Annotated in this window: 21 protein-coding genes; 17 read left to right on the top strand and 4 right to left on the bottom strand. The window is 72.5% G+C overall.

Annotated elements, in window-relative coordinates; translation table 11 throughout:
* Window positions 1-148 precede the first annotated feature (148 nt).
* From GA0074696_RS21620 to GA0074696_RS21595, 6 genes are all read left to right on the top strand, one after another.
* Window positions 149-1,348: an FAD-dependent monooxygenase gene (locus GA0074696_RS21620; protein WP_088962788.1), complete on the top strand. Its 1,200-nt coding sequence runs from the start codon at window positions 149-151 to the stop codon at window positions 1,346-1,348.
* 368 nt (window positions 1,349-1,716) lie between these two features.
* Window positions 1,717-2,478: an ABC transporter ATP-binding protein gene (locus GA0074696_RS21615; protein ID WP_088962787.1), complete on the top strand. Its 762-nt coding sequence runs from the start codon at window positions 1,717-1,719 to the stop codon at window positions 2,476-2,478.
* On the top strand, window positions 2,465-3,157 hold the full coding sequence (locus GA0074696_RS21610) for an ABC transporter ATP-binding protein (protein ID WP_088962786.1): 693 nt from the start codon (window positions 2,465-2,467) through the stop codon (window positions 3,155-3,157). The genes GA0074696_RS21615 and GA0074696_RS21610 overlap by 14 nt, the downstream gene beginning before the upstream one ends.
* Before the next feature lie 47 nt (window positions 3,158-3,204).
* A complete protein-coding gene (locus GA0074696_RS21605; RefSeq protein WP_088962785.1) occupies window positions 3,205-4,461 on the top strand; it encodes an ABC transporter substrate-binding protein in 1,257 nt (418 codons plus the stop codon).
* The gene (locus GA0074696_RS21600; protein WP_088962784.1) at window positions 4,458-5,339 is read left to right on the top strand and encodes a branched-chain amino acid ABC transporter permease; all 882 of its coding nucleotides are present in this window, start codon (window positions 4,458-4,460) and stop codon (window positions 5,337-5,339) included. The genes GA0074696_RS21605 and GA0074696_RS21600 overlap by 4 nt, the downstream gene beginning before the upstream one ends.
* The gene (locus GA0074696_RS21595) at window positions 5,336-6,352 is read left to right on the top strand and encodes a branched-chain amino acid ABC transporter permease (protein ID WP_088962783.1); all 1,017 of its coding nucleotides are present in this window, start codon (window positions 5,336-5,338) and stop codon (window positions 6,350-6,352) included. Before GA0074696_RS21600 ends, GA0074696_RS21595 begins: the two co-directional genes overlap by 4 nt.
* A gap of 761 nt (window positions 6,353-7,113) precedes the next feature.
* On the opposite strand, the gene GA0074696_RS21585 is transcribed toward GA0074696_RS21595, so the two are convergent.
* Entirely contained in the window at window positions 7,114-7,701 is a 588-nt protein-coding gene (locus tag GA0074696_RS21585; RefSeq protein WP_088962782.1) for a hypothetical protein, read from the bottom strand.
* Between the two features lie 662 nt (window positions 7,702-8,363).
* Here GA0074696_RS21585 and GA0074696_RS21580 point away from each other — a divergent pair.
* Together GA0074696_RS21580 and GA0074696_RS21575 are read left to right on the top strand one after the other, a co-directional pair.
* The gene (locus tag GA0074696_RS21580) at window positions 8,364-9,932 is read left to right on the top strand and encodes an MFS transporter (RefSeq protein WP_088962781.1); all 1,569 of its coding nucleotides are present in this window, start codon (window positions 8,364-8,366) and stop codon (window positions 9,930-9,932) included.
* A gap of 11 nt (window positions 9,933-9,943) precedes the next feature.
* Window positions 9,944-10,552, top strand: coding sequence for a TetR/AcrR family transcriptional regulator (locus tag GA0074696_RS21575; RefSeq protein WP_088962780.1), 609 nt, complete (start codon window positions 9,944-9,946; stop codon window positions 10,550-10,552).
* An 87-nt stretch (window positions 10,553-10,639) separates the two neighbouring features.
* Here the strand turns inward: GA0074696_RS21575 and GA0074696_RS21570 are convergent, their stop codons facing one another.
* The gene (locus GA0074696_RS21570; protein WP_088962779.1) at window positions 10,640-12,559 is read right to left on the bottom strand and encodes a helix-turn-helix domain-containing protein; all 1,920 of its coding nucleotides are present in this window, start codon (window positions 12,557-12,559) and stop codon (window positions 10,640-10,642) included.
* 14 nt (window positions 12,560-12,573) lie between these two features.
* Complete coding sequence (locus GA0074696_RS21565; RefSeq protein ID WP_088962778.1) at window positions 12,574-13,356, bottom strand: 3-hydroxybutyrate dehydrogenase; 783 nt, start codon at window positions 13,354-13,356, stop codon at window positions 12,574-12,576.
* A 160-nt stretch (window positions 13,357-13,516) separates the two neighbouring features.
* Between GA0074696_RS21565 and GA0074696_RS30920 the strand changes: the two genes are divergently transcribed.
* From GA0074696_RS30920 to GA0074696_RS21520, 9 genes are all read left to right on the top strand, one after another.
* Complete coding sequence (locus GA0074696_RS30920) at window positions 13,517-13,888, top strand: DUF1905 domain-containing protein (protein ID WP_157746081.1); 372 nt, start codon at window positions 13,517-13,519, stop codon at window positions 13,886-13,888.
* A 121-nt stretch (window positions 13,889-14,009) separates the two neighbouring features.
* Window positions 14,010-14,537 (top strand): crossover junction endodeoxyribonuclease RuvC, encoded by a 528-nt coding sequence (gene ruvC, locus GA0074696_RS21555; protein WP_088962777.1) that lies wholly within the window; start codon window positions 14,010-14,012, stop codon window positions 14,535-14,537.
* The gene (ruvA, locus tag GA0074696_RS21550) at window positions 14,534-15,136 is read left to right on the top strand and encodes a Holliday junction branch migration protein RuvA (protein ID WP_088962776.1); all 603 of its coding nucleotides are present in this window, start codon (window positions 14,534-14,536) and stop codon (window positions 15,134-15,136) included. Before ruvC ends, ruvA begins: the two co-directional genes overlap by 4 nt.
* Window positions 15,137-15,176: 40 nt before the next feature.
* Window positions 15,177-16,241 (top strand): Holliday junction branch migration DNA helicase RuvB, encoded by a 1,065-nt coding sequence (ruvB, locus tag GA0074696_RS21545; RefSeq protein WP_088962775.1) that lies wholly within the window; start codon window positions 15,177-15,179, stop codon window positions 16,239-16,241.
* A gap of 193 nt (window positions 16,242-16,434) precedes the next feature.
* Window positions 16,435-16,731: a preprotein translocase subunit YajC gene (yajC, locus tag GA0074696_RS21540; RefSeq protein ID WP_407940616.1), complete on the top strand. Its 297-nt coding sequence runs from the start codon at window positions 16,435-16,437 to the stop codon at window positions 16,729-16,731.
* A 228-nt stretch (window positions 16,732-16,959) separates the two neighbouring features.
* Window positions 16,960-18,894, top strand: a complete 1,935-nt coding sequence (secD, locus tag GA0074696_RS21535; protein WP_172894369.1) for a protein translocase subunit SecD — start codon at window positions 16,960-16,962, stop codon at window positions 18,892-18,894.
* A 1-nt stretch (window position 18,895) separates the two neighbouring features.
* Window positions 18,896-20,086 carry a protein translocase subunit SecF gene (gene secF / locus GA0074696_RS21530; RefSeq protein WP_088962772.1) on the top strand — a complete coding sequence of 397 codons (1,191 nt, stop codon included), beginning with the start codon at window positions 18,896-18,898 and terminating at the stop codon, window positions 20,084-20,086.
* A gap of 94 nt (window positions 20,087-20,180) precedes the next feature.
* A complete protein-coding gene (locus GA0074696_RS21525; protein WP_088962771.1) occupies window positions 20,181-20,747 on the top strand; it encodes an adenine phosphoribosyltransferase in 567 nt (188 codons plus the stop codon).
* A 169-nt stretch (window positions 20,748-20,916) separates the two neighbouring features.
* Complete coding sequence (locus GA0074696_RS21520) at window positions 20,917-23,382, top strand: RelA/SpoT family protein (RefSeq protein WP_088962770.1); 2,466 nt, start codon at window positions 20,917-20,919, stop codon at window positions 23,380-23,382.
* 57 nt (window positions 23,383-23,439) lie between these two features.
* Here the strand turns inward: GA0074696_RS21520 and GA0074696_RS21515 are convergent, their stop codons facing one another.
* Window positions 23,440-24,279, bottom strand: a complete 840-nt coding sequence (locus GA0074696_RS21515; RefSeq protein ID WP_088964705.1) for a peptidylprolyl isomerase — start codon at window positions 24,277-24,279, stop codon at window positions 23,440-23,442.
* Window positions 24,280-24,320: the final 41 nt, after the last annotated feature.

The raw sequence follows: 24,320 nt of genomic DNA, 5'->3' as shown, positions 1-24,320 counted from the left end.
GCCTCGCGGAGGGCAGCGTACTAGTACGACGCGAGCGTGGGCGGCGCCGCGCGACCTACCGTCACCGGCGCGGAGGCACGGAACTCCGCCCGCCCCCTGGCGGTGGCCGGGCCGGCGGTGAAAGCGGGACAACGCGAGGAGCGCAGCGGTGACCGACAGGAAAGTGCTCATCTCCGGGGCCGGCATCGCCGGTCCCGCCCTGGCCTTCTGGCTGCGCCGGCACGGCTTCCACCCCACGGTGGTCGAGCGGGCCCGGGGGCCACGCCCCGGTGGCCAGGCGGTCGACGTCCGCGGCGCCGCCCGCGGGGTCATCGAGCGGATGGGGTTGACGGCGCGGGTACGCGCGGAGTGCGTCGACGAGCGCGGCATGGCGTACGTGGCGGCCGACGGCACGGTGCGGGCGCGGATGTCGGTGCACGCCTTCGGCGGGGAGGGCATCGTCGCCGACCTCGAGATCCAGCGCGGCGACCTGGCCCGGCTGCTGTACGAGGAGACCCGGTCCGACGTGGAGTACCTCTTCGACGACTCGATCGCGACGCTGACCGAGGTGCCCGGCGGAGTGCGGGTCGACTTCGAGCGGGCCGCCCCGCGCACCTTCGACCTGGTGGTCGGCGCCGACGGCGTGCACTCCCGGACCCGGGAGGCGGCCTTCGGACCGGAGTCGGCGTACCTCCGGCCGATGAGGGCGTACCTGGCCTACTTCACCACCCCGTACCCGGACGACGAGGGCTGGTTCCTGCTGCACAATGCCCCCGGCGGCCGGGTGGTCGGCACCCGGCCGGACCGCCGTGGCCGGATCGCCGCCCTGTTCAGCTTCGTCTCGCCGCCGCTGGACGTCGACCGGCGCGACGCCGCCGCGCAGCGGCGGATCCTCGCCGAGCGGTTCGCCGACGTCGGCTGGCGCACCCCGGAGCTGCTGGCCGCCATGGCCGACGCGCCGGACTTCTACTTCGACCTGTACGGGCAGGTGCGGATGGACCGGTGGAGCGCCGGCCGGGTGGCCCTGCTCGGCGACGCGGCGTGGTGCCCGTCCCCGCTGACCGGCCAGGGCACCAGCCTCTCCCTGGTCGGGGCGTACGTGCTGGCCGGGGAGCTGGCCGCCGCCGGCGGCGACCACCGGACCGCCTTCGCCCGCTACGAGCAGGTGCTGCGCCCGCACGTGCTGCGCTGCCAGCAGTTGCCCGCCGGCGCGTTGTCCGGGTTCCTGCCGGCCAGCCGGGCGGCGATCTGGATGCGTGACCGGTCGATGCGGGCGATGACCAGCCGGCCGCTGCGCCGGCTGGCCACCCGGGCGTTCTTCGACAAGGCCGACGGCCTGACCCTGCCGGAGTACGTCCCGGCCCGGTGACCCCGCGGTGGCGTGGCCGGCCCCGCCCCGCGCCCCGCGTGGCCGGCCCCGCCCCGCGCCCCGCGTGGCCGGCCCCGCCCCGCGCCCCGCGCGGGTGGGTGGCCGGTCCCGCCAGCCACGCCCCCGCCGGTCAGGTGGCCGGGCCACATGGGAGCGATCTCGCGGGGTGCCTGTTCACCGCTGTCGATCTCCTCCGGCCCGCTTCCGGCCGAGCCTCATGTCGCTCGACCCCGCGCCGACCGGCCGGAAAGTGTGGTGGATCGACATGGCTGCACTCCGGCCGTTCCCCGTAGGTTTCCTCCACGCGACGGCCCTGTGACCCCGGTCACCGACCCGGCCGTCGCCAGTGACCTGCGGAGGATGAGGCGATGGCCGGGCAAGCGCTCCTGTCGGCGCGCGGGCTGACCCGTGACTTCCGGGGCTTCCGCGCGGTCGACCACGTCGACCTCGACATCGCCCCGGAGAGCGTGCACGCGCTCGTCGGCCCCAACGGTGCCGGCAAGACCACCCTGTTCAACCTGCTCACCGGCTTCCTGCCGCCGACCGAGGGCCGGATCGAGCTGGACGGCCGGGACGTCACCGGCCTGCCGCCGGAGCAGGTGGCCCGGCTCGGGGTGGCCCGCTCGTTTCAGATCACCAGTCTCTTCCCGCAGCTGTCCGCCCGCGAGCACGTCGAGCTGGCATTGCAGAGCCCCAGCGGGCTCGGCTGGCGCTTCTGGCGGTCGGCCAAGCTGATGGGCCGCTACCGGGAGCGGGCCGACGAACTGCTGGACATGGTCGGGCTCGGCGCGCTGGCCGAGGCCCCGGCCGAGGCGCTGGCGTACGGGCGCAAGCGCGCCCTGGAGCTGGCCATCGCCCTCGCCCTGGACCCGAAGGTGCTGCTGCTCGACGAGCCGACCGCCGGGATGGGGCTGGAGGACGTCGACCGCACGGTCGAGCTGATCGCCCGGGTCCGGGCCGGCCGGACCGTGGTGATGGTCGAGCACAACATGAGCGTCGTCGGCCGCCTCGCCGACACCGTCACCGTGCTGCAGGCCGGCACGGTGCTGGTCGAGGGCCCGTACGAGCAGGTCCGCGCCGACGAGCGGGTCATCACCGCCTACCTGGGAGCCGCTGATGCTGCGCATTGACACCCTCTCCGCCTTCTACGGCGAGGCGCAGGTGCTGCGGGAGGTGAGCCTGGAGGTCGCCGCCGGCGAGGTGGTCACCCTGGTCGGGCGCAACGGCGCCGGCAAGTCCACCCTGCTGCGCTGCGTGATGGGGCTGCACCCCGGCCAGCGCGGCACCGTGGAGCTGGACGGGCGGGACATCAGCCGGCTGCCGGCGTACAAGCGGGCGCGGCTCGGCCTCGGCTGGGTGCCCGACGACCGGGGCGCGTACGCCACCCTCAGCGTCACCGAGAACCTGACGCTGCCGCCGCGGGTCGGCCCCGACCCGTGGCCGCTGGAGCGGGTGTACGAGGCGTTCCCCGCCCTGTACTCCCGGCGCGACTCGGCGGCGACCATGCTCTCCGGCGGCGAGCAGCAGATGCTCGCCCTGGCCCGGGTGCTGCGGATGGGCGCCCGGCTGCTGCTCTGCGACGAGCCCACCGAGGGCCTGTCGCCGCTGCTCGTGCAGCAGGTCGGCGACCTGCTGCGGGAGGCCAAGCAGCACGGGGTGACCGTGCTGCTGGTCGAGCAGAACCTGCACTTCGCCACCGGCGTCGCCGACCGGCACTACCTGCTGGCCGAGGGACGCGTCGTGGAGGCGATGGCGAACTCCGAGGTGCGCTCGCGGGAGCGCGAGCTGCTGGCGTACCTCGGTATCTGAATCATTTTGACGGCTGACCCGCGCGGTGTCCGCGCGGTATGAAAGGGATGAACATGCGTAGGAGCGTGGGTGTGGCCGCCGCGTCGGCGGCGGTGGTGCTGGCGGCCGGTTGCGGCGGCGGTGGCCCGGCATCGGGCGGCGACCAGAAGCTGACCGGCGACAAGATCGTGCTGGGCGTCCTCAACGACCAGTCCGGGGCCTACTCGGAGCTGTCCGGGAAGAACTCCGTCAAGGCCGTGGAGATGGCCATCGCCGACTTCAAGGCCAAGCACGGGGACAAGGCGGTGACCACGGACATCACCGTCGAGACCGCCGACCACCAGAACAAGCCGGACATCGCCAACAGCAAGGCCGCCGAGATGTACGACCGCAAGGGTGTCGACATCATCCTCGACGTGCCGACCTCGTCGGCCGCCCTCAAGGTCGCCGACGTGGCCAAGGAGAAGAAGAAGCTCTACTTCAACATCGGCGCGGCGACCACCGACCTGACCGGCAAGAGCTGCAACAAGTACACGTTCCACTACGCGTACGACACGTACATGCTGGCCCACGGCACCGGCACGACCACCACCGAGCAGGTCGGCAAGAACTGGTACATCCTCTACCCGAACTACGCCTTCGGCCAGGACATGGAGAAGAACTTCTCCGCGGCGATCGAGAAGGCCGGCGGCAAGGTGGTCGGCAAGGACGGCGCGCCGTTCCCGAACACCAGCGGCGACTACTCGTCGTTCCTGCTCAAGGCGTCCAGGATGAACCCGAAGCCGGAGGTGCTGGGCACCATGCAGGCCGGTGCCGAGCTGGTCAACGTGGTCAAGCAGTACAACGAGTTCAAGCTCCGGGACAAGGGCATCGGGCTCGCCGTGGGCCTGATGTTCATCACCGACATCCACTCGCTCACCCCGGCCGCCCTCGCCGGCACCACCTACACCGACGCCTGGTACTGGAACTTCGACCAGCAGAACCGCGAGTTCGCCGACCGGTTCCAGAAGGAGACCGGCACCCGGCCGTCCTTCGCCCACGCGGCCAACTACTCCGCCGCGATGCAGTACCTGGAGGCGGTGCAGGCCGCCGGCACCGATGACGCGGACACCGTGGTCAAGGGGCTGGAGGGCAAGGAGGTCAACGACGTCTTCCTGCGCAACGGCAAGATCCGCGCCGAGGACCACCGGGTCATCCACGACGCGTACCTGGCCCAGGTGAAGCCGCAGGCCGAGGTGAGCGAGCCCTGGGACTACGTGAAGGTCCTCAAGACCATCCCGGCCGCGGAGGCGTTCCGGGCCCCGTCCCCGGACTGCAAGCTGTGACCGGGTTCCTTCAGAACACGTTCAACGGGTTGGTGGGCGGGGCGTTCTACGCCCTGCTCGCCCTCGGGCTCGCGGTCATCTTCGGCATGCTGCGGGTGGTGAACTTCGCCCACGGCGCGTTCTACATGCTCGGCGCGTTCGGGGCGTACGTGCTGCTCACCGAGGCGGGCGTGCCGTTCTGGGCGGCGCTGGTGATCATGCCGGTGGGCCTGGCCGTACTGGGCATGGTCCTGGAACGGGCGGTCATCCACCGGCTGACCCGGCTCGACCCGCTCTACAACTTCCTGCTCACCTTCGGCCTGACGCTGATCCTGCAGGACCTCGTGAAGACCCGCTACGGCGTGCAGTCCAGCCCGTACGCCACCCCGGCCGAGCTCAGCGGCTCGGTCGACTTCGGACTCTTCGACTTCCCGACGTACCGGGTCTTCATCCTCGGCTTCGCGGTGCTGCTCTGCGTCGCGGTGTGGTGGGTGCTCACCCGTACCCGGATCGGCATGGTGGTCCGGGCGTCGACCGAGCGGCCGGAGCTGACCCGGGCGTTCGGCATCGACGTCGGGCGGTGGGTGACCCCGGTCTTCGGCTTCGGCATCGGCCTGGCCGGGCTCGCCGGCGTGCTCGCCGCCCCGATGCGGGCGGTGAACCCGCTGATGGGCGCCGATCTGATCATCGTGGTCTTCGCGGTGGTGGTGATCGGCGGTCTCGGCTCGATCTTCGGCTCGGTCGCCGCCGGTTTCGGCATCGGCCTGGTGCAGGCGTGGGGCGAGGCGTACCTGTCCGAGTTCCCCATCGTGTCCCAGACGATCGTCTTCGTCGTGATGGCCGCCGTGCTGCTCTGGCGGCCGGCCGGGCTGTTCGGCCGTGAGGAGGCACCGGCATGACCAGCACCGTCGACACCCCGGCCGAGGCGAGCCGACCGGCCCCGCCGTCCGGGCTGCTCGCCGTCGCCCGCGCGCCCGGCTGGGTCCGGTACGCGCTGCTCGCCGCCGGGCTGGCCGCCGCGCTCTGGCTGCCCAACGGGCTCTACCCGGCGGTGGCGGTGGACATCCTCTGTTGGGCGCTGTTCGCCGTGTCGGTGGACCTGCTGCTCGGCTTCACCGGGCTGATGTCCTTCGGGCACGCGGCGTTCTGGGGCACCTCGGCGTACCTCACCGGCCTGGTCGCCATCCACGCCGGCCTGCCGTTCCCGGTCGCCGTGCTGGCCGGGGCGCTCGGTGCGGCGGTGCTCGCGCTGCCCATCGGCTACCTCGCGGTGAAGCGGACCGGCATCTACTTCGCCATGGTCACGCTGGCCTTCGCGCAGATGGTCTACTACGTGGCCAACGAGTGGCGCTCGGTCACCAAGGGCGAGAACGGCCTGCAGGGCGTGCCCCGGTCGCTGTTCGGCCTCGACCTGACCGACGACTTCTACTTCTACTACGCGATCCTGCCGATCGTGCTGCTCGGCCTGGCCGCCGCCTGGCGGATCACCCACTCGCCGTTCGGCCGGGTGCTGGTCGGCATCCGCGACAACCCGGCCCGGGCGCGGGCGCTCGGCTACCCGGTGCACCGCTACAAGCTGACCGCGTTCGTGCTCTCCGGCTTCATCGCCGGTCTCGGCGGCGGGCTCTTCGCCGTCGGGCACCGGTTCGTCTCCCTCGACGTGCTGCACTGGACCACCTCCGGCAAGGCGGTCATCGTCGTCGTGCTCGGCGGCATCGGCACACTGTGGGGCGGGGTGCTCGGCGCGGCCCTGGTGGTCCGGTTGGAGGACTGGCTGTCGTTCTCCGGATTCGAGGCGATCGGCCTGGTGACCGGCGGCATCTTCGTCCTGGTCGTGCTGCTGTTCCGCCGTGGGTTGTGGGGCACCGTCGCCGCCCTGGCGCTGCGCTGGATGGCCGCCCGCCGCAGATGAAGTCCCGCGACGGCGCATCCGAACCGCGCCGTCCCAGCGAACCCCCTGGTAGTGATCGCACACCCGGGGGTACGTCTGGTGCTGACCGAACCGATGCCGGCCGACGTCGTCGAGGCCGCCCGCAAGCGGCTCGCGTGGCCGCCGAGGACCTCGACGCCAACGGGATCGCCGCGCTGGTGCGGGACCTCGCCGCCGACGCCGGCGTGGCGCCGGTCTGGGAGCGGGTCTGCCGACCGCTGCTCGGCGGACTGCGCGGGCACAGCGGCACCGAGATCGCGATCGAACACGCGCTCTCCGAGGGCGTCCGGATCGGCCTGGACGGGTACCGCCGGGACCGGGGTCGCGCCCTGCCGCCGGACGGGGTGCTGCTCGCCGGGGCCGGACAGGAGGCGCACTGCCTCGGGCTGCACGCGCTCGCCGCCGCGCTGCGGGAGCGGGGCCGCGGGTGCCTGCTGCTGGGGCCCGCGCTGCCGTGGGCCGCGCTGGCCGCCGCCGTGGTGCGAGCCCGCCCGCACACCGTCCTGGTCTGGTCGCAGACCCCGCTCACCGGCCGCGCGTACCGCCTGGTCCGCTTCGGGCGCGACTTTCCCCGGGTACGCCTCTTCGGCGCGGGGCCGGGCTGGATCGAGCCGTTCCCGTCGCCGTCGGTACGCCTCACCACCTTCGCCGCCGCCGCCTGCGGGGCGGGCGGGTCGCCCTGGACATGCCGCTGGCCGGCACCCCGGGTTCGGGGTGCCGGCCGGCGTGAATGTTCAGGTGGGTCAGTTCCAGTGCTTGGCGACCAGGTCGGCGGCCTGCCGCTCCCACTGCGCGTAGGCGTCGGGGTAGGCCGAGACCTGCACGGTCTGGGCGGCCTCGGTCAGCGGCATGTCCTGCCAGCCGTCGACCTGCTTGAGGCCCTTGAGGAACGCCTTGGTGGCGTACTCGGCGTCGGTGATCTGCTTCGGGCTGCCCCAACCGCTGGACGGGCGCTGCTGGAACAGGCCCAGCGAGTCGTGGTCGTTGCGGTCACCGAGGTGGCCCAGGTTCTCCAGCTTCGACTCCTGCAGGGCGGTGGCGATGGAGATGACCGCGGCCCGCTCGTCCATGCCCGACTTTTTCGTCGCCGCGATGATCGCCTTGACGTTCTTCGTCTGCTCGGCGTCCAGGGTGATGCGGGACTGCTTGCCCTGCACGCCGTGCGGGATCAGCTTGCCCTTGTCGACCTTGTCGGCCTGCACCACGGCGACGGCCTTGGCGTCCATGGCCGGGGCGGCGTGGGCCTCGGTGGCCGGGCCGGCGAAGACGCCACCGGCGAAGGCCAGACCAGCGATACCGAGCACGCTCTTCCGCAGAATGGTGGTGTTCATCAGGATGGCTCCATTCGGGGGTTGGCGTCGTGTCCGAGGGGGGTCGGACACGCGCAAGCACCACGACGGCGCTCAAAAGATCAAAGGGGAAAGTCTTCGCCCCGGCAGGCTTCGCGAGCGGGGGGCTCACGGCGCCGGGTCCATGTGTAACGACCGGCGGCCCACCATCATTCCGGGGGCCCGCATCCCGGGCCGGCCACGCGTTCGGGCCTGGCCAGCGGGGTGCTGCTGCGATCGTCCAGGTGATGTAACGACCCCGGCCCGGCCACCATTCCACCGCCAGGGTGCCGCAGGTCACGGGACGACCCGCAACCGTCCGGCCAGACCCGGACATCGGACGGCACGCAGCTCGCCCGGAAATCGGACAGTCGACCCCTGCGCGCCTGGCCGGCCAGCCAGGGTCGGGCGGGGCCGTACTGGATCCGGCAATCCGGGCAGGGGCCCCGCAAGGCGCGGGCCGCCTGTCGTCCCTCCCGGCCTTCGCCGGGCTCCGCGATGAGGGCCGCTGTCATCGGCTGCTCGGTTTGCGGGAGCGTGACGCCGGACACATACGAAACGATCCGGTTCCGTATCGAAACCCGGGGCCGTACGCTCAGGCTCGTTACGAGTCTGACTCGTATCGTAATTCACGGTACGAGCACGCCGGGGGGAGAACCGGACACATGGAACCGCACGAGAACACCGGACATCCGAGGCGGTGGGGGATCCTCGCGGTGCTGGTGATCAGCCTGCTCGTCGTCGTCCTCGACAACACCATCCTCAACGTCGCACTGCGCACCCTCGCCGACCCGGTGCACGGCCTCGGCGCCAGCCAGGGCGAGCTGGAGTGGTCGATCAACTCCTACACGCTCGTCTTCGCCGGGCTGCTGTTCACCTTCGGCGTGCTCGGTGACCGTTTCGGTCGCCGCCGCTTCCTGCTGATCGGGCTGGTGCTGTTCGGCCTGGCCTCGCTGCTGTCCGCGTACGCGCAGGATCCCGGCCAGCTGATCGCGGCCCGCGCCCTGATGGGCGTCGGCGGCGCGGCGATCATGCCGGTGACCCTGTCGATCATCTCCAACGTCTTCGACCCCCGCGAGCGGGGCCGGGCGATCGGCGTCTGGGCCGGCGCGGTCGGCCTCGCCGTGGCGATCGGCCCGATCCTGGGCGGCGCCCTGCTGGAGCACTACTGGTGGGGCTCGGTCTTCCTGATCAACGTGCCGGTGGTGGTGGCCGGCGTGGTCCTGGTGGCGCTGCTGGTGCCGGAGTCCCGCGACCCCCGACCGGGCCGGGTGGACCTGCTCGGCGTGCTGCTGTCGGTGGTGGGTCTGGTCGCGCTGACGTACGGCATCATCGACGGCGGCGAGCACGGCTTCGACCGGCCGGTGGTCTGGGCGGCCATCCTCGGCGGCCTGGCGGTGCTGGCCTGGTTCGTCTCCCACGAGCGGCGCAGTGAGCACCCGTCGCTGGACGTCCGGCTGTTCCGGGTGCCGCGCTTCGCCGCGCCGGTGGCGATCGTCGGCCTGATCTTCTTCGCCGCGATGGGCGTCATGTTCTTCAGCTCGTTCTACCTCCAACTGGTCCGTGGCTACAGCCCGCTGGAGACCGGCCTGCTCTTCCTGCCCTTCGCCGGCGCGCAGCTGATCTTCGCGCCGCGCAGCGCCGCCATGGTCCGCCGGTACGGCGGCAAGGCGGTCGCGGTGGTCGGGCTGGTGCTGACCGTGCTGGCGCTCGGCGCGTTCGCCTTCGTCGACGCGAGCACGCCGATCTGGGTGGTGCTGGTGTTCTTCTTCCTCCAGGGCGCCGGGATGGCCAACATCATGCCGCCGGCCACCGAGTCGATCATGTCGGCGCTGCCCCGGGAGAAGGCGGGCGTGGGCTCGGCGGTCAGCAACACGGTGCGGCAGGTCGCCGGCGCGCTGGGCGTGGCCGTGCTCGGCTCGGTGCTCTCCGCGGTCTACCGGGAGGACATCGCCTCGGCGGTCGACGGGCTGCCCGCCCCGGCCCGCGAGGCGGCCAACGAGTCCATCTCCGGCGCGTACGCGGCGGCGGGACAGCTCGGGCCGGCGGCGCCGAAGCTGATCGCGGCGGCCAACGACTCGTTCGTCTCGGCCATGCACTGGGCGGCGGCGCTGTCCGCGGTGGTGGCCGCCCTCGGCATCCTCATCGTGCTGCGGTGGATGCCGGGCCGGGTTGCGGAAGCGCCCGCCGCCGCGCCGGTGGTGGGCGAACCGGAGTTGGCCGGAACGGCATAGGTTCGGCGATAATGTCGGACATGACTTCCACCGCAGATGCTCCGCGGTCGCCCGGGCGACCGCGGAGCGTCCGCGCGGACGAGGCCATCATCGAGGCCACCCTCGATCTGCTCGCCGAGGGCAGCACCATCGAGGCGCTGTCGATCGAGGCGATCGCCAGCCGCGCCGGCGTCGGCAAGGCCACCATCTACCGGCGTTGGCCGGGCAAGGACGCGCTGCTGCTCGACGCGCTGCGCCGGCTCAAGGGGATCCTGCCGCAGCCGGCCGGGCACTCCGTCCGCGACGACCTGGTGCTGCTGGTCGGCGCGGTCGGGCACAACATCGACCCGCGCGCCGCGAAGATCATGCCCTGTCTGGTGCCCGAGGTGAACCGCAGCCCGGACAACTTCCAGCTCTACCAGAACATCATCGAGCCGCGCCGGCAGATGATGCGCGAGGTGCTGCGGCGCGGGATCCGCACCGGCGAGCTCCGCGCCGACCTCGACGTCGAGGTGACGATGGCCCTGCTCACCGGGCCGATGCTGATTCAGCGGATGCTGCGCTGGCATCCCGAGCTGGACGACCTGATCCTGCCCGAGAAGGTCGTCGACGCGGTGCTGGAGGGCGTCCGGGCCCGCTGACCGCTCAGCCGCCGGCGAGCAGCGGGACCAGCCCGCCCAGCGCCTCGGCCCGGTGCGCCCCCCGGCCCCGCCAGGCCCCGCAACGGCTCAGCCCGCCGGCGTGCGCAGCCGGTGCAGGCGCAGCGCCAACTGCACCTCCAGCGCCCGCTCCGGCTTCTGCCAGTCCGCACCCAGCAGCTGCCCGACCCGCTCCAGGCGCTGGGTCACCGTGTTGACGTGCACGTGCAGCTGCTCGGCCGCGCGGGCCAGGCTGCCGCCCACCCCGAAGTACGCCTCCAGCGTCCGCACCAGCGCGGTGCCGCGCCGCGCGTCGTAGTCCAGCACCGGCCCCACCGTGGCGGTCAGGAACCGGGCGACGTCCCGCTCGCCCTGGTCGCCGACCGTGCCGAGGAGCAGCCCGACGAAGCCCAGTTCGGCGGTGCTCGCCCCCTCGCCGGCCCGGCCCAGCGCGCCCAGCGCGGTGAGACAGCGGTCCGCCTCGGTGAACGTGGCGGCCAGCGCCGTCGGCCCGCCCGCCGGGCCGCTCGCCCCGGCGGTCACCGGGCGGCCGGTCACCCGGGACAGGTCGCGGGCCACCGCCCGGGCGCTGCCACCGGCGTCCCGGCCGGGCAGCATCAGCACCACCCGCCCGTCGCGGGCCGCGGCCAGGCCACCGCGGGTCGAGGCGTACGTGGTGGCCCAGGAGAGCACCCGCAGCCGGGCCGAGCCGGTCGCGCCGATCGCGTCGTCGCCGACCGCCACCAGCACGTGCGGGGCGTCCAGGTCGATCCCGAGCCGGCGGGCCCGGCTGCGCAGCGCGTCGGTGTCCCGCAGCGGCCGGGCGATCAGGTCGTCGAGCAGCTCGCCCCGCACCCGTCCCTCGGCCTCGGCGACCGTACGCCGGAACAGCAGCAGCAGCGCGGTCACCAGCGCGGCCCGCTCCAGGATGCGCTGGTCGGCGTCGACCAGGTCGTCGTCCGGGCGCAGCACCAGCGCACCCAGGTTCTCCGCGCCGGCGACCACGGCGGCGTACCAGAGCGGGCCCCGGCGCACGCTGCGCCCCTCGGTACGCGACGCGGCCACCGCCTCGACCATGTCCGCCCGGTCCGGCTCCTCGATCTCGCCGACCCGGGCCAGCAGCCGTCCCTCGGCGTCGAGCGCCAGCAGCGCGCCGCCGAGCACCTCGGTGACCGCCGCCGCGACGTCCTCCACCCCGCCGCCGCGGAGCACCAGCGCGGTCATCCGGTCGTGGGCGGCGGCGGCCCGCTCCACCGAGCTGCTGTGCGCCCGGATGGTGGTGTTGGCCGCGGACAGCTCCTCCAGCGCCGAGCGGGTCTCGGCGAGCAGCCGCGCGGTGTCGATCGCCACCGCGGCGTGCGCGGCCAGCGACACCAGCAGGGCCACCTCCTCGCGGACGAACGGGCGGGCCGAGCGGTTCGCGGCGTAGAGCACGCCGATCGAGGTCGAGCCGAGCCGCAGCGGCACCCCGAGGATGGCCACCAGACCCTCCTCGCCCACCCCGGCGTCGATCTCGCCGGTGTGGTGGAAGCGGTCGTCCTCGGGATAGTTCGCGGTCACGTAGGGGGCGCCGGACTGGGCCACCAGGCCGCCGAGGCCGGCGCCCATCGGGAGCCGTAGCCGCTGGAACCGGGCCGAGACCGAGCCGTCGGTGACCCGCATGTAGGTGTCGCCGCGCTCGTCGTCGTTGAGGGTCATGTAGGCGACGTCGGCCCCGAGCAGGTGCCGGGCCCGGTGCACGATGGCCCGCAGCACGTCGTCCAGGTCGCGCAGGCCGGCCAGGTCGCTGACGGTGTCGTAGAGGCCGGAGAGTTCGGTCTCCCGGCGGCGGCGGCGTTCCAGCAGCGCGCGGACGCGCAGCGCCACCGTCTTGGCCTGTTCGAGTTCGGCCAGCCGGTCGGCGGGTAGCCCGGCGGCCCGGGCGGCGACCAGCGGGCCCTCGAACTCGACCGCAGCCGCCTCCCGGGCGAGCAGCTCCAGGAACTCGACCGGCGACGACATGACGCTCATTGTGCGCGGTGCCACTAGTTCGCCGTCCAGCCCCCGTCGAGGGCGATGGAGGCGCCGGTGATGAAGGCCGCCGGCGGCGAGCAGAGGTACGCCATCAGCTCCGCCACCTCCTCGGGCTCGATCAGCCGCTTGATCGCGGCCCGGGCCAGCATGATCTTCTCGATCACCTCGTCCTCGCCGATGCCGTGGCTGGCCGCCTGGTCGGCGATCTGGCTCTCCACCAGCGCGGTGCGGACGTACGCCGGGTTGATGCAGTTGGCGGTGACCCCGTGCGCGGCGCCCTCCAGGGCGACGACCTTGGACAGCCCCTCCAGGCCGTGCTTGGCCGACACGTACGCCGCCTTGTACGGCGAGGCGCGCAGCCCGTGCACCGAGGAGATGTTGACGATCCGGCCCCAGCCCCGGGCGTACATGTGTGGCAGCGCGCGCCGGATGATCTGGAACGGCGCCTCCACCATCACCCGGTGGATGTACTCGAAGCGCTCCGTGGGGAACTCCTGGATTGGCGCGACGTGCTGGAGACCCGCGTTGTTGACCACGATGTCGACGTCGGCGTCGAGCCGGTCCACCGCCGCCAGGTCGGACAGGTCCACCCCCTCGGCGCGGCCACCGGCCTCGGCGGCCACCGCCTTGGCCGCCTCCACGTTGCGGTCCACCACCAGCACCTTCGCGCCGGCCGCCGCCAGGCGCAGGGCACAGGCCCGGCCGATGCCGCTGCCACCACCGGTCACCAGGGCACTACGACCGGAGAGGTCGACGTGTACGACGTGGGGGACCGCCACGGGTTCTGCCGTCATGGCGCAAGAAGTTACGAGCTGTGTGGCCGGCGGCACATGGGGCGGCGACACATACTCCACCGTCGGTCTGTGTGGGCGCGCCGGCACCGGCCCGGGAACGGCGACCCCGGCCCCGTCGCGTACCGCAACTGTCGGCGGTGGGTGGCACTCTCGGCTCCGGATGACAGCACCGCGCCGGCCACCGCTCGGGCGGCTCGGCGGGCGGGAGGTGGAGATGGCGAGGCAGGTGCGGCCGGGCGGCCCCGGCGAGGTCCCGACCGGCGGGCCGGTCTTCCGGGCGACGCTGGTCCGCTGGCCGGGCGCGGGCGGGTGGGTCTTCGCGCCGGTGCCCGAAGCCCACGCGCCGGGTGCCGCCGGTCCGTTCGGCCGGGTGCCGGTGACCGCCACCGTGGACGGCCGCACCTGGTCGACCAGTGTCTGGCGGGACCGGGCGGCGGGCTGGCTGCTGGCGGTGCCGGCGCGGATCCGCGCCGGCAAGGACGACGGGGACGTCGTCACCGTCGCCCTCGAGGTCGACCACGCCCGCATGTAGCGGCGTGGTCCGGGCCACCGCGACGCGCCGGTACGGCCGGCGTGTCCCCCGGGATGCCGGGCCGCGCCGACCAGTAGGGTGTCGAACACACGTACTGCTGGCGGCTGGGGGAGGAGGCGGCGTGCGCGTGCTCGGCGTCGACCCGGGGCTGACCCGGTGTGGAGTCGGCGTGGTCGAGGGCGTGCCGGGGCGGCCCTGCACCCTGATCGCCTACTACGTCGTCTACACCGACCCGGCCGACGACCTGGCGCTGCGCCTGCTGCACCTGGACCGGTCACTGACCGAGCTGGTCGCCGAGCACCGGCCGGACGCCGTCGCCGTCGAACGCGTCTTCAGCCAGCACAACGTCCGCACCGTGATGGGCACCGCCCAGGCCAGCGGGATCGCCGTGCTCGCCGGGGCGCGCGCCGGACTGCCGGTGCAGACGTACACCCCGAGCGAGGTGAAGGCGGCCGTGACCGGTTCCGGTCAGGCCGACAAGCGGCAGATGACCACGATGGTGACCCGGCTGCTACGGCTGCCCGAGCCGCCGAAGCCGGCCGACGCGGCCGACGCCCTGGCCCTGGCCATCTGTCACGTGTGGCGCGGCGGCACCCGGTCCAAGCTCGCCGCCGCCGCCGATCGGGCACGACGAGGAGGAACGCGATGATCGCCAGCGTGCGCGGCACGGTGACCGCGACCGGTCCGGACCACGCGGTGGTGGAGGTGGGCGGGATCGGCCTGGCGGTGCAGTGCGCCCCGGGCACCCTCGCCGACCTGCGGGTCGGCCAGCCGGCCCGGCTCGCTACCAGCCTGGTCGTCCGGGAGGACTCGCTCACCCTCTACGGCTTTCCCGACGACGACGCCAAGCAGCTGTTCGAGCTGCTCCAGACGGCCAGCGGGGTGGGTCCCCGGCTGGCCCAGGCGGTGCTCGCCGTGCACACCCCGGACGCGATCCGCAAGGCCATCGCCAATGCCGACACCGCCGCGCTGACCCGGGTTCCGGGCATCGGCAAGAAGGGCGCCGAACGCCTGGTCCTGGAGCTGCGCGACCGGATCGGCCCGGTGCCGATCGGTGCCGACGGCGCGGCCGGGGTGACCGGCGGGGCCTGGCCCGAGCAGGTCCGCCAGGCGCTGGTCGGGCTGGGCTGGACGGCGGGGCAGGCCGACCAGGCGGTGGCGGCGGTCGCGGAGACCGTCGACGGCGAGACCCCGCCGGTGCCGGTCCTGCTGAAGCAGGCGATCCGACTGCTGGGCCGCACCCGATGAGCGCGCCCACCGCACCGGCCCGGCGGGCGGAGGTGGCCCGGTGACCGGCGACGGCCTGGTCTCGGCGTACGTCAACGACGCCGAACTGGACGCGGAGGCCAGCGTCCGGCCGAAGCGGCTCGCGGAGTTCATCGCCCAGCACCGGGTCCGCGACCAGCTCGACCTGCTGCTGCAGGGCGCGATGCGGCGCGGCTCCCCGCCGGACCACATCCTGTTGTCAGGGCCGCCTGGCCTTGGGAAAACGACGCTCGCCAATATCGTCGCCGCCGAGCTGGGCGCCGGCATCCGGGTGACCAGCGGCCCGGCCATCGAGCGCTCCGGCGACCTGGCGGCCATCCTGACCAGCCTCGCCGAGGGCGACGTGCTCTTCATCGACGAGATCCACCGGATCGCCAAGCCGGCGGAGGAGCTGCTCTACAGCGCGATGGAGGACTTCCGGGTCGACGTGGTGGTGGGCAAGGGGCCCGGCGCCACCGCGATCCCGCTGGACGTCGAGCCGTTCACCCTGGTCGGCGCGACCACCCGCTCGGGTCTGCTGACCGGGCCGATGCGGGACCGGTTCGGCTTCGTCGCGCACCTGGACTTCTACGCCCCGGCCGACCTGGAGGCGCTGCTGCACCGTTCGGCGCGGATCCTCGGCGTGCCGATCACCGACGACGGGGCGACCGAGATCGCCGGACGATCCCGGGGCACCCCCCGGATCGCCAACCGGCTGCTGCGCCGGGTGCGGGACTTCGCCGAGGTCCGGGCCGAGGGCGTGGTCAACCTGGAGACCGCCCGGGCCGCGCTGACCGTGTACGACGTGGACGCCCTCGGCCTGGACCGGCTGGACCGCGCGGTGCTGACCGCCCTGGTGGACTCGTTCCGGGGCGGCCCGGTCGGGCTCTCCACCCTCGCGGTGGCGGTGGGGGAGCAGCCGGACACCGTCGAGGAGGTCTGCGAGCCGTTCCTGGTCCGGGCCGGTCTGCTCGCCCGCACGCCCCGCGGGCGGGTGGCCACCGAGGCCGCCTGGCACCATCTAGGCCGTACGCCGCCAAATGGTACATTTGGTGCCGAGGCCCCGTCCGTGCCCGATCTGTTCTCCGCCGCACCGGATCAGCCGTGATGTGAACGTGATCTGTACCGCATTCGGCGTTCTCAGGTGCAGGGATTAGACTCGCCGCGGTCTGTACAGGACGTGAGAATCCGCCTCCGCTCCGGCACCCCTCGTGCCGGTCCGGAGGCCAATGGGAAGGTCACACACCGTGGTTTACGCAGCAGCGGGCGGCGGAGGAGTCGGCGGTCTCACGCCGATCCTCATGATCGCCCTGCTCTTCGGCGTCATGTACTTCATGATGATCCGCCCGCAGCAGAAGCGGCGGCGCGAAGCCGAGGCCATGCAGTCCGCGCTGGCCCCGGGTGACGAGGTCGTCACCATCGGCGGGCTCTACGGCACGGTCACCGGCGTTTCCGACGACACCGTGCTGCTCGAGGTCGCCCCCGGCGTCCAGACCCGCTACGCCCGGCCGGCCATCGCCCGGGTGGTCAACCAGGCCGAGCGCACCGAGTCGACCGAGCCGGTCACCGAGGAAGCGGCGGACGCCGTCAAGGAGTGAAACGCCCCGCCCGCCCTCCTGACGGAGCGGCGGGCGGATCGCGACAACTGAACAGGCGGGTCGACGCCCGACGCCGGCACGCGCCCCCGACCGACGCCCCCGCGTCGGTGGCGGTACGCCGTGCCGACCGCCGGATGCCGACCCCGCAGAGCACGTCGGCCCGGACCCCCGGCCCGACATTCGCCGCCCCCACCGGCGGCGCGACCGTTACAGGGAGACAGGACAGCCGTGGCACCACCTCAGGGACAGATGCGCCCCGGGCGGCAGCTCGCCGTACTCGGGCTCATCTTCGTCGTCCTCTATCTTTTGGTGTTCTTCTCGGGCGGCGCCAGCGGCGGCTGGAAGGACCGGCTGGAGCCCCGGCTCGGCCTGGACCTGATCGGCGGCACCCGGCTGACGCTCGAGGCCACCAACAGCATCGACGGCAAGCCGCCGACCTCGGAGAACCTCGAAGAGGCGCGGCAGATCATCGAGAGCCGGGTCAACGCCTACGGCGTGGCCGAGGCCGAGGTGGTCACCGAGGGCGACCGGAACATCGTCATCTCCCTGCCCGGCCAGAACCGCGAGCTGACCGATGTCGGCAGCGCGGCGGAGCTGCGCTTCCGCAAGGTGCTCAAGGCCGCGGACGGCAGCGGCGCGGCCACCGCCCCGACGGCGGCCCCGACCCCCGCCCCCTCCGGCAGCGCCTCGCCCGCCCCCTCGGGCAGCGCGTCGCCGAAGCCGTCGGGCAGTGCGTCGCCGAAGGTCACCTCCTCGCCGAGCGCCGGTGGCCAGGGCGGCGGCGCCCCCGCGCCGAGCGCCAGCGCCACCCCCTCGGCCCCGGCCTCGCCGAGCGCCCCGGCCTCGCCGAGCGCCCCGGCCGCCTCGCCGAGCGCCAGCGCCGCCCCGGTGCCGCAGAGCATCCAGGAGCAGCGCAACGCCGTCGAGAAGAAGGTGGGACCGGCGGCCTGGGCCGCCGCGAGCGCCCTGCAGGCCCCGGCCGACCTCACCGCGGACCCGTCGTTGGCGGAGAAGCTCAAGCCGTTCGGCGCGCTCTCCCCGCAGGAGATCGCGGTGCTGACGCCGCAGATGCAGTTCAACGTCCCGACCATCACCTGCGCCCAGCTGGACAAGCGGCCGGCCGCGTCGATCACGGACGAGAAGCAGCAGGCGGTCGCCTGTGAGGACGGTGCGGCCAAGTATCTGCTCGACGTGGCGAAGGTGGTCGGCACCGACGTCGACGACGCCAACGCCGTGCTCGACCAGGCCAGCGCCTGGGTGGTCAGCCTGAACTTCACCGGCGACGGCCAGGACAAGTGGACCGAGCTGACCCGCGAGGCGTTCAACAACACCGGTGGCGCCTGCGACCAGACCGCGCTCGGCCAGGACGGCAAGTGCCGGGTGGCGGTCGTGCTCGACAACGAGATCGTCTCCTCGCCCGAGATCCAGGGCGTGCTCACCGGTGACTCGCAGATCACCGGCAACTTCACCAGCACCGACGCCAACAAGCTGGCCAGCCAGCTGCGGTACGGCGCGCTGCCGGTGACCTTCGAGCCGCAGGAGCAGCAGAACGTCACCGCCACCCTGGGCGACAGCCACCTGCGTGCGGGGCTGCTCGCCGCCGGCATCGGCATGCTGCTGGTCATCATCTACTCGTTCTTCTACTACCGGCTGCTCGGTTCGGTGATCTTCCTGAGCCTGGTGCTGTCGGCGCTGCTGGTCTTCGGCGCGCTGGTGGTGCTCGGCCGGCAGATCGGCTTCACCCTCACCCTCGCCGGCATCGCCGGCATGATCGTCTCGCTCGGTGTGGCGGCGGACTCCTTCGTCATCTACTTCGAGCGGCTCAAGGACGAGATCCGGGAGGGGCGCAGCCCGCGCAGCGCGGTGCCGCGCGCCTGGATCCGGGCCCGCCGGACGATCATCTCGGCGAACGCGATCACGCTGATGTCCGCCGTGGTGCTCTACGTCGTCTCGGTCGGCACGGTGAAGGGCTTCGCCTTCGCCCTTGGCCTGGCGACGGTGCTGGACCTGGTCGTGGTCTTCCTCTTCCGGCACCCGATCATGACGATGTTCGCCCGTACCCGGGCGTTCCTGTCCCCGCGGGTCAGCGGCCTCGGCCGGGCCCTGCCGGCCCGGTCGGCCGAGCAGGACTCGCCCCGCACCCCGCGCGTCAAGGAGGCCTGAGATGGCTAAGAGTGGTCTCGCGAGCCGGCTCTACCGCGGTGAGGCCGGGCTCGACATCGTCGGCCGGCGCAAGCTGTGGTTCGCCGTGGCCGGTACGTTGGTGCTGATCGCGGTGCTCAGCTTCGCGGTGCGCGGGTTCAGCCTCGGCATCGAGTTCGCCGGCGGCAACTCGTTCCAGGTGCCGGCCAGCGTCGGCACCCTGGAGCAGGCCGAGGAGAAGGTCGACGCCGTGCTCGCGGCCAAGGGCGGCGACGCCGAGGTGGTGACCGCGCAGAAGGTCGGCAGCACCAGCGGCGAGTACTACGAGCTGCGTACCTCGCAGCTCAGCCCGGAGCAGGCCACCCAGGTCAAGGCCGAGATGGCCCGGGAGTTCGGGATCAACGCCGACCAGATCAGCGGCAACCGGGTCAGCGAGGCGTGGGGCGAGCAGGTCACCTCACGCGCCCTGCTCGGTCTGATCATCTTCGTCGCGGTGGTGGCGATCTACCTGATTCTGCGCTTCGAGTGGCGGATGGCGGTCGCCGCGATCGTCTCGCTGTTCATGAACCTCTTCCTCACCGCGGGCATCTACTCGCTGGTCGGCTTCGAGGTCACCCCGTCGACCATCATCGGCTTCCTCACGATCCTGGGCTTCGCGCTCTACGACGTGGTGGTGGTCTTCGACAAGGTGCAGGAGAACACCCGCGGCATCACCGCCAACAACAACCAGACGTACGGCGAGGCGGCCAACCTGGCGCTCAACCAGAGCCTGATGCGGTCGCTGAACACCTCGGTGGTCGCCCTGCTCCCCGTCGGTGGCCTGCTCTTCATCGGTGCCGGCCTGCTCGGCGCGGGCCAGCTCAAGGACCTCGGCCTGGTGCTCTTCGTCGGTATGGCGGTGGCGTTCCTGACCTCGATCCTGCTGGCCACTCCGCTGCTGGTGCTGCTGAAGAACTACGACCCGCGGATCCAGGCGCACAACAAGCGGGTGCTGGCCCGGCGGGGTGCGATCGCCCGGGGCGAGCTGGCCCCGAAGGGCGCGCCCCGCGCGGCCGAGGGCGGCGACGAGTCGATCGACTCCGACGCGGCGGCCCTGGCCGGCGTGGCGCCGAAGGTGGGCGCCCGTCCCGTCGGCAAGCGCCCGACCGGCGCCCGGGGCGGCCGTCCCAGCGGGGGCGGCGGCAACCGGCCGGGTGGCGCCAAGCGGCGCTGACCCGGGCGGGGACACCCGGTAGGAATCGACCCGACGGCGTCCTTCATGCTGTGCGAGCGGCATGGAGGACGCCGTCGTCGTTGGAGGGAGCACCGTGACGGAGACCCACAGCACCGGGGCACGGGGGGACAGCGGCCCGCAGGTCGCCCGGCTGGTGGCCAGCCGGGTGCTGGACGTGCCGGACTTCCCCAAGCCCGGCGTCATGTTCAAGGACCTGATGCCGCTCTTCGCCGACGGTGCGGTGTTCCGCGAGGTGATCGACGGGATCGTCGAGTACCACGGGCGTGACTCGTTCGACATCGTGGTCGGCATCGAGGCCCGCGGCTTCGTGATCGCCGCCGCCATCGCGTACGCCACCGGGGTGGGCGTGGTGCCGGTACGCAAGGCCGGCAAGCTGCCCCGCGCCGCGTACTCCGCCTCGTACGCGCTGGAGTACGGCGAGGCGACGCTGGAGGTGCACCAGGACGCCTTCACCGCCGGGCACCGGGTGCTGGTGGTCGATGACGTGCTCGCCACCGGCGGCACCGCCGAGGCCACCCTCGACCTGGTCGAGCGGGCCGGCGGCACGGTGGCCGGTTTCACCGTTCTGCTGGAGCTGGGCTTTTTGGAGGGCCGCAAGAAGCTCGCCGGACGCCCGGTCCATGCCCTGCTGACCGTTTGACGCCCCTGCCGCCGGACGGACCCGGTGCGGACCGTCCGGCGGAGCGGCAGCGCACCCACCGTGCGGGTAGCATTGCCCTTTGCTGACCGGGCGGTTCCCCGTCCGGCGGCGAAGGACCAGACCGGCCGGAGCCACGGCCGGTGTTTTCCGGCGAGCGGTGAGGAGGCCGGTGTCCCACGATGTCGTCCCCCCGGTGGAGGGCACGGTGCACCCGACAGGCGACGCTGACGGCTCGGTGACCGACCGGAAGAGCAACCCGCCGGCCCGTGTGACGGGTGCCGTCGACGGCGCCGTTGCCGAGGCCGTCGACGCCGGCGCGCCCCTGGCGCCGCTGCCGACCGACGGCGAGCCCTCGCCGAGCGGAGGTTTCGCCCTCTCCAACGCGCCGACCGGCCGTCGGGTGCGGGCCCGGTTGGCCCGGTTCAACGCGCCGTGGCAGAGTTCGCAGGTCAGCGAGGTGCTGGAGCCGCTGATCTCCACCCACCGGGACGCCCACCCCAAGGCCGACGCGCGGCTGCTGCAGCGCGCCTTCGACACCGCCGCCCGCTGGCACTCCGGTCAGTACCGCAAGTCCGGCGACCCGTACATCACCCACCCGCTGGCCGTGGCCACCATCCTGGGCAACCTGGGCATGGACACCACCACCCTGGTCGCCGCGCTGCTGCACGACACCATCGAGGACACCGAGTACACCCTCGACCAGATGCGCGCGGACTTCGGCCCGGAGGTCACCCTCCTGGTCGACGGGGTGACCAAGCTCGACAAGGTCAAGCTCGGCGACGCGGCCAAGGCGGAGACCATCCGCAAGATGGTCGTGGCGATGGCCAAGGACCCGCGGGTCCTGGTGATCAAGCTGGCCGACCGGCTGCACAACATGCGCACCCTGACCTTCCTGCCCCGCCCCAAGCAGGAGCAGAAGGCCAAGGAGACGCTGGAGATCCTCGCCCCGCTGGCGCACCGCCTCGGTATGAACACGATCAAGTGGGAGCTGGAGGATCTCGCCTTCGGCACCCTCTTCCCGAAGCGGTTCGAGGAGATCAACCGCCTGATCGGGGAGCACCAGCCGCAGCGTGAGGCGCTGCTGCGCCAGGTGACCCAGAAGGTGCAGACCGACCTCAAGTCCGCCAAGATCAAGGCGGAGACCACCGGCCGGCCGAAGCACCTCTACTCGATCTACCAGAAGATGATCGTGCGGGGTCGCGACTTCAACGACATCTACGACCTGGTGGGTGTGCGGATCCTGGTCGACACGGTGCGGGACTGCTACGCGGCGCTGGGGGTCATCCACGCCAACTGGCAGCCGGTGCCGGGCCGGTTCAAGGACTACATCGCCATGCCCAAGTTCAACATGTACCAGTCGCTGCACACGACGGTCATCGGGCCCACCGGCAAGCCGGTGGAGATGCAGATCCGCACCTACGCGATGCACCGCACCGCCGAGTTCGGCATCGCCGCGCACTGGAAGTACAAGGAGCACAAGGGCACCCAGATCGTCGGCCCGCCGGCGCACATCGACGAGATGACCTGGCTGCGCCAGCTGCTGGACTGGCAGCGCGAGGCGGCGGACCCGAGCGAGTTCCTCGACGCACTGCGCTTCGACCTGTCCAGCCAGGAGGTGTACGTCTTCACCCCGAAGGGTGACGTCATCCCGCTGCCGACCGGCTCGACGCCGGTGGACTTCGCGTACGCGGTGCACACCGAGGTCGGGCACAAGTGCATCGGCGCGCGGGTCAACGGCAAGCTGGTGCCGCTGGAGTCGACGCTGTCCAACGGCGACGTGATCGAGATCTTCACGTCGAAGTCCGACACGGCCGGCCCGACGCAGGACTGGCTGGGCTTCGTCAAGAGCCCCCGGGCCCGCACCAAGATCCGCCAGTACTTCAACAAGGAGCGGCGCGAGGAGGCGATCGAGGCCGGCAAGGACGCGATCGTCAAGGCGATGCGCAAGCAGGGCATGCCGTTGCAGCGGATGCTCACCTCGGACGCGCTGATGGCGATCGCCCGGGACCTGCACCTGGCCGACGTCGCCTCGCTCTACGCGGCGGTCGGCGACAGCCAGGTCTCGGCCCAGTCGGTGGTGCAGAAGCTGATGGCCACCTACGGGGGCGAGGAGGGCGCGGCGGAGGACATCGCCGAGACCGCCGTCGCCACCCGGCCGCCGCGCAGCCGGCAGAGCAGCGCGGATCCGGGCGTCGTGGTCCGGGGCGTCAGCGACGTCTGGATCAAGCTGGCCCGCTGCTGCACCCCGGTGCCGCCGGACGCGGTCTTCGGCTTCGTCACCCGCTCGGGCGGGGTGAGCGTGCACCGCGACGACTGCGCCAACGCCGAGGACCTGCGGGCGCAGAGCGAGCGGGTGGTCGAGGTCAGCTGGAAGCTCACCTCCGCCTCGACGTTCCTGGTCGCCATCCAGGTCGAGGCGCTGGACCGGCACAAGCTGCTCGCCGACGTCACCCGGGTGCTCTCCGACGAGCGGGTCAACATCCTCTCCGCCACCGTCACCACCACCCGCGACCGGGTGGCGGTGAGCCGGTTCAGCTTCGAGATGGCCGACCCGAAGCACCTGGGCCACCTGCTGGCCGCGGTGCGCAAGGTCGACGGGGTCTTCGACGCGTACCGGGTCACCTCGGGGGCCTGAGGCAGCAACGAGAAGCGCCCGCCGGCTGGCCGGCGGGCGCTTCGTCGTACGGGTGGGTCAGCCCTGGATGTCGCTCATCGCCAGCTTGGTGATGACGACCTCCTTCTTGGGGTGGCCGCCGCCGGCCTGCTGGGCGAAGGCCTTGTCGTCGCCGGCCGCCGCGACCTGCTTGACCAGGTCCATGCCGCCGGTGACGGTGCCCAGCACGGTGTAGTTCGGGTCGAGCTGCGAGTCGCCGTAGACGATGAAGAACTGGCTGCCGGTGCTGCCCGGCTGGCCCGAGTTGGCCATCGCGATGACGCCGTCGGGGTACGCGGGGCGCTTGTCGGTCGGCAGGTTCTCCTCGGCCAGGTTGTACGCCGGGCCGCCGGTGCCGTCGGTCTCCCGCCAGCCCTTGCCGGTCGCGCTCGGGTCGCCGCACTGGAGCACCTTGATGCCCTCGGTGACCAGGCGGTGGCACTTGCTGTTGTCGAAGAAGCCCTTGCTGGCCAGGTGGGTGAAGCTGCCCGCGGTGCAGGGCACCGCCGCGCGGTCGATCTTGGCGGTGATCGGGCCCAGGTTGGTCTCGATCGTCATCGTCTGGGTGCCGGTGTTCTTCTGCTGGGCCGGCGGCACTCCGACGTCCTTGATCTGCGGGGTCCGACCCTCCTTCGGCGCCTCGGTGTACGCGCACTGCGCGAAGCCCGGGGCGCCCGCGGTGTCCTGCTTCGTGTCGTCGTCACCGCCGAGGGCCGTCGCCAGCCAGACGCTGCCGGCGACCACGAGCAGCAGGACCGCAGCGGCCCCGACGATCGCCTGCGTCTGCCGGCGCTTGCGGGCCCTGGCCGCGCGCTCGGCCATCTCCCGCTCGAGCCGGGCCCGCGCCGCCGCGCGCTGCCGCTCTCTCGTGGACGTCACGGTCACTCCTCCTGGACTATGTGGCGCGGTCGCCGCCGCGT

Source organism: Micromonospora purpureochromogenes (assembly GCF_900091515.1).
In the GTDB taxonomy this organism is placed as follows: Bacteria; Actinomycetota; Actinomycetes; order Mycobacteriales; family Micromonosporaceae; genus Micromonospora; species Micromonospora purpureochromogenes.
The sequence above is the reverse complement of the archived record's forward strand: the minus strand, read 5'-3'. Positions and strand labels throughout refer to the sequence as shown.